Annotated in this window: 6 protein-coding genes; 1 reads left to right on the forward strand and 5 read right to left on the reverse strand. The window is 71.6% G+C overall.

Annotated features, from left to right (window positions below; all coding sequences use genetic code 11):
• From ACFV0Q_RS38070 to ACFV0Q_RS38090, 5 genes are all read right to left on the reverse strand, one after another.
• The coding region (locus tag ACFV0Q_RS38070; RefSeq protein WP_385012189.1) for a chitinase at positions 1-980 on the reverse strand (980 nt) is incomplete at its 3' end.
• Between the two features lie 154 nt (positions 981-1134).
• Positions 1135-2529 carry a VWA domain-containing protein gene (locus ACFV0Q_RS38075; protein WP_385012191.1) on the reverse strand — a complete coding sequence of 465 codons (1395 nt, stop codon included), beginning with the start codon at positions 2527-2529 and terminating at the stop codon, positions 1135-1137.
• Positions 2530-2612: 83 nt separating this feature from the next.
• Complete coding sequence (locus tag ACFV0Q_RS38080; RefSeq protein WP_385012194.1) at positions 2613-3332, reverse strand: hypothetical protein; 720 nt, start codon at positions 3330-3332, stop codon at positions 2613-2615.
• Between the two features lie 164 nt (positions 3333-3496).
• Positions 3497-3700, reverse strand: coding sequence for a cold-shock protein (locus ACFV0Q_RS38085; protein ID WP_030228921.1), 204 nt, complete (start codon positions 3698-3700; stop codon positions 3497-3499).
• A gap of 221 nt (positions 3701-3921) precedes the next feature.
• Complete coding sequence (locus tag ACFV0Q_RS38090; protein WP_385012196.1) at positions 3922-4584, reverse strand: NADPH-dependent F420 reductase; 663 nt, start codon at positions 4582-4584, stop codon at positions 3922-3924.
• Positions 4585-4808: 224 nt separating this feature from the next.
• Here ACFV0Q_RS38090 and ACFV0Q_RS38095 point away from each other — a divergent pair, with 224 nt between their 5' ends.
• On the forward strand, positions 4809-5276 hold the full coding sequence (locus ACFV0Q_RS38095; protein ID WP_385012199.1) for a hypothetical protein: 468 nt from the start codon (positions 4809-4811) through the stop codon (positions 5274-5276).
• Positions 5277-5316: the final 40 nt, after the last annotated feature.

Consider the following 5316-nt stretch of genomic DNA (forward strand, 5'->3'; position numbering starts at 1 on the left):
CCTCGGCGTCGATGAGGTTCCGCTCGCAGGACGCCCCTGCCGGCCTGTACTTCGGGGAACGGTCCGTGACGATCGCCGGCGCGGGAGAGGGTGTTGATGCCCTTGCCGACGGCCCAGTCGTAGACGGCGGTGGCGTCGGCGGTGGTGAAGGTCTCGGCGGGCCCGTAGTCGTCGATGCCCGGCATCTCGGTGACGCCGATCATCCCCCACAGCTGGGCGGGCGTCTTGGCGGGGTAGAGCGCGGCGAGCTGGTCGTAGAGGCCGGCGGCGGCGCTCTTCGTGTCGTTCGCCATGCTGTGGGTGGCGCCGTCGTAGTAGTCGAAGGTCATCAGGTTGACGACGTCGATCTGGGCTCCTGCCGCCTTCGCGCTCTTGAGGACCGCCAGCCCACTGCTCGCGAGACCGCCGGTCGTCGTCGGGAGGGTGTACGAGACCTGGAGGGGACGGCCGTTGGCGGCGGCCCAGTCCCGCACCTTCTTGATGGCCTGGTTGCGGCGGTCGATCCCGGCCTTGTTGGTCAGGGACTTGTCCTCGATGTCCATGTCGAGGCGGGTCACGTCGTAGGTCGTGATCACCTTCTGGTAGGCGGCCGCGATCGAGTCGACGCTGGTGCAGCTGTCCGCGATCTCCGTGCCGCCGTTGTCGGCCGCGTAGCCGCCGAAGGAGGGGATGACGTCGCCGCCGCGCGAGCGGATCGTGGCGAAGTCGGCGCCGAAGACGGAGGAGGCGATGGGCTGTCCCGTGGAGCCGTTCCAGTACGGGGTGCAGGAGCCCTTGGCCTCGGTCTGGACGAAGGCCATGGTCAGGTACCTGGCACCGGACTTCTGCGCGAGGTCGGCGGGATTGTCGGAGGAGTACGCCTCGAAGTACGGCGCGAAGACGTGCGCGGGCAACGGCGACGGCGCGGCCTGCGCGGGGCCCGCGCCTCCCGCGACGAGGAGCCCGGCGGACGCGGCGAGGGTGGCGAACGCCGCCGTCAAGGAACGGACGGATCGCGAAGGGTGTCTCAACGAAGCTCCCGGTGGGGCGCGAGCGAACGAACGGACGCCCCATGATTGGTCTGGACCAACCATGGGGTCAAGGGTCCGGGCCCTCCGGATCCGTCCGTTCACCGGCTCGGCCGCACAAGGGAGTTCAGCGCAGGATGCCCGCCTGCCGGGCGGCCCGGAGCCAGGAGGGGAACTCCGAGAGCAGGCGGTCGTACAGCTCGGCGTCCGAGAGGCGGTCGATGTCGTCGACGGCGAAGAAGCCGACGTTGTCGACCCGGCGCCCCGGCATGGTGTCGAAGCGCTCCAGCACTCCGAAGCCGGCCCGGCCGAGGCCCACGAACTGCCAGAACACCGGCTCCTCCACGGCCGCCCGCAGTTCCCGCTCGATCTCGGCATTGCGGTGGACCCCGCCGTCGGAGAAGAACAGCACGAGGGTCGGATCGGGCGCCGGGTTCGCCGATACGTAGGCACGCACCTGGGCGATCACCTTCTGCTCCTCGTTCTGGAAGCCGACCTCCCGCATGTCGATCTGGCCGGGGAGCAGACCGCGCGGCGGCTTCTTGCGGCCGAAGAGGCTCATCTGGCCGACGCGCACGTGCAGTCGGAGCCATTCCGGGAGGTCGCCGATGGTCAGGTCGGGCAGCCGCGCCGGGTTGGTGGCGAAGGTCCAGGCCTGCATCTCGCCGTCGTCGTCGAGCTGCGCCGAGACGGCCGCCATCCGTTCCACGACCGAGGCGACGGTGCCCCGGGAGTAGAGCGCGGCCATCGAGCCCGAGGCGTCGAGGACGAGGATCACGCGGGCGGTCTCGCCCGCCGCGCCGTTCTTGCTCAGGCTGACGGCCACCTGCTGCTTGCGCAGGGAGAGGCGGCCGCGCATGTCCGCGGGGAGCCGCTCCTCCCCATTGGTCATCCGGACGGCGGAAGAGGCCGGGGCGGCGGGCGCGGGCACCGGGGCGGGCGCCCGCACCCGCGCGGGGGCGGGCCGGACGGGCGGGGCCACCGGCGCGGCGGCCTGCACGGGCGGTTCGTCGTCCACGGTGATCCCGAAGTCCGTCGCCAGCCCCGCCAGCCCGCTCGCGTAGCCCTGGCCGACCGCCCTGAACTTCCAGGCGCCCGCCCGCCGGTAGAGCTCTCCGCTCACGAAGGCCGTCTCGGGCCCGGCCTCCATGTCGAAGCGGGCGATCTCGGCTCCGGACCCCGCGTCGAGCAGCCTCACGTGCAGTCCGGGCACCTGCCCGAAGGTGCCGCCGTCGGCGGAGGCGCAGAGCGCGACGCGCTCCACGTCCGGCTCCAGGGCGGCCAGGTTGACTTCCAGCGTGTCCGTGCCGGACCGCTTGCCGAGGTGGCGTACGGCACCCCGGGCGTGCACCGGCTGGTTGTAGAACACGAAGTCGCCGTCGGAGCGCACCCGTCCACCGCCCGCCAGCAGCAGGGCGGACGCGTCCACGTCGGGTACGCCCGGTCCGGGCCACCAGCCGAGGACAACTCTGACGGAGGATGCCGCGACCGGCAGGTTGGCGCCTTTGCTCAGTGTCGTCACGACGGACAGTCTGCCGGGTGGCCCACCGCTCCCGGTAGGCGCACGGGGCCAACGGGCCGGAAGGGGCAGGGGAGACAGACCGGTCAGGGGGCCCGGCGGATGCCGTGCGGCAGCGAGAAGTAGCCCGGGCGCCCGCGCTCCTCGGGGGTTCCCTCCGGGGCGTCGGTGTCGACGGCGCCGACCATCAGCGGGGAACTCCCGGTGGGGCCGGTGGCGGTGGCGCGCAGCCGGTAGCGCTCGGTGCGTACGGCGCCGAGGGCCAGCGGCGAGCCGCCCTCGTAGAGGGAGTACGGCTTGACGTCGTTGGCGATGCGCAGCTCGGCGGGGCTCCACCGGCCGCTGGCCGGGTCCTGGTGTTCGAGGAGGACGGAGTCGGCCGGGCCGGAGGTGTCCCCGGGCTCCGGTACGAGGGCCTCCATCTGGAAGGTGAGCAGCAGGTGCCGGTACGCCTCGGAGTTGCCGCCCCGCAGGGTCACGGTGAACTCCTGCGCCGGGCCGCCGCGGACGAGGTCGATCCGCCCGCCCCGGGTGGTGACGGACATCGACAGGTGGGTGGGCGGGGCGGGTGCCGGGGCCGGGGCGCTGGTGGCGGGAGCCGGGGTGGCCGACGGGGCCGTGGAGGCGGTCGGGCTCACGGAGGCCGAAGGGGCCACGGCGGGCGTCGGGCTCGCGGAGAGCGTGGGGATCGCGGACGGGTCCGCGATCGCCCGCGGCGGGGCGCCCTTGTCGCCACAGGCGGTCAGCGTCGCGGCGAGCAGCAGCGCACTGGCGGCGGTCGCCGCGAAACGGGGTCTGACGTGCATGGCGGCCCTCCTGCGGCTTCCGGGTGCTGGAGGAAGGTAGCAAGGCGGGGGCCGGTACGCAGCGGGCCGGCGCATGACGCTTCGGTCACGGTCGGGAACGGCGGGAGAACGGGCCGGGGCCCGCACCGATCGGTGCGGGCCCCGGCTCTCGGCTGCGCTCGGCGTCAGGCGGGCACGATGTTCTCGGCCTGCGGGCCCTTCTGGCCCTGGGTGACGTCGAAGTTCACCTTCTGGCCCTCCTGAAGCTCGCGGAAGCCCTGGGTGGCGATGTTCGAGTAGTGGGCGAACACGTCGGCGCCGCCGCCGTCCTGCTCGATGAAACCGAAACCCTTTTCCGCGTTGAACCACTTCACGGTGCCGGATGCCATATGGATTCTCCTTCGGGGCTGTACCCGGGGCCGCACTGTGCGACGCCGGCGTCGCCGTGTTGATTGACCCTGTCCGAAAGCATCCGGAAATAAAAAGTGCTCCCGTCGGACAATCCGACGGCCGCGCTTGAAATATTTGGGAACCACACCTGCAACTGAACTGCACCGTAGCACAGCGAAAACGGTCGAACGCGGACCGTTAACACCCCCGGTCGAAGGGGTCAGCCGCGGAATTCCTCCGTCCGGACGGACGAGGCCTCGGCGAGGGCCCGGGTGACCGCCTCGGCGCCCGCGCGCAGGCCGTAGACCGGGGTGTTGGGCTGCTGCCGCCAGGACTCGTCGAGACCGCCCGAGTCGACCGTGTCGAAGCCGAGCTCGTCGATCAGGGCGCGGACGGTCTTCTTGGCCGCCTCGTCGTCGCCCGCGACCGGGAGGGCCATGCGGTCCGGGGCGCCGGCCGGGAGCGGCCGCTCGAGGAGGTCTGCGGCGTACGTGCCGTTGAACGCCTTGATCACCGGGTGGCCGAGGTGCTGTTCGGTCCAGCGGCTCTCGGTCAGGCCCCCGTCCTCGATCGCCGCGATGCGGCCGTCACGCTCGCGCGGGTAGTAGTTGCAGGTGTCGATGACGGCGAAGCCGTCGGCGGCCCCGTCGAAGAGTCCGGCGGGGAGGTCGGGCACGTTCTTGAGGGGGACGGTGACCACGACGACCTCGGCGCCCCGGGCGGCCTCGGCGACGGTGACGGCCGTGGCTCCCGTCTCCTCCACGAGGTCCGTGAGGGTTTCGGGGCCGCGGGAGTTCGCGACGGAGACCTGGTGTCCGAGGGAGGTGAGCCGGCGCGTGAGGTTGCCGCCGATGTTGCCGGCGCCGATGATGCCGATCTTCATGAGCTCTCCAGTGCGTGCGGAGTCGGATATCGCGTCTGTCCGAACCACCGGAGTGCCCGCCGCATTCCGTTTCACCGCGTTCTGATTTCCGAGATCCTCCGTACGAGCTAATTTCGGCCATTTCATGGACGCCGAGAACCGGTTGGCGGCAGGCCCCGTCATCAAGGGCAGCGCCGGGGACCGTACCGGCCGGCAGTACTCAGCACGGGGAAAGGTACCGACCGATGTTCAAGCTCCCGTCCAAGCGCGCCACGTCCATCGCCCTGGCGGCCACCGCCGGCGCGGCGGCGCTCTCCTTCGCCCTCGTCACCGGCACCTCCGCCACCGCGGCCGCACCGCTGTCGGTGTCCGGCAGCCCCGAGGGCGCGTTCAGCCGGATCGCCGACTTCTACGGCTCCTACATCGACGCGGTGTACGACGGCGACGGCAAGACGGCCGACCAGCTGCGTTCCTTCTACCTCTCCGAGCCCCTCCAGCGGGAGCTGAAGCAGTGGGAGGAGACCAACCACGCGAACGGCGTCCTGCGCGCGCAGAACGTACCGCTCCAGTGGAAGGTGACGTCCACCGGCAGCGGGACGGGCAAGACCAACGCCACGGTGACCCTGACCTGGGGCGGCAGCGGCGGCAACACCACCCAGATCCACGTGCAGGCCGACCTGAAGACGAAGAAGATCACCTCCAACGCCGGCTGATCCGGGCGCCCGGGCGACCGCCCGGGCCCGGAGACACGAG

The organism is Streptomyces sp. NPDC059564 (assembly GCF_042735575.1).
Lineage (GTDB): Bacteria > Actinomycetota > Actinomycetes > Streptomycetales > Streptomycetaceae > Streptomyces.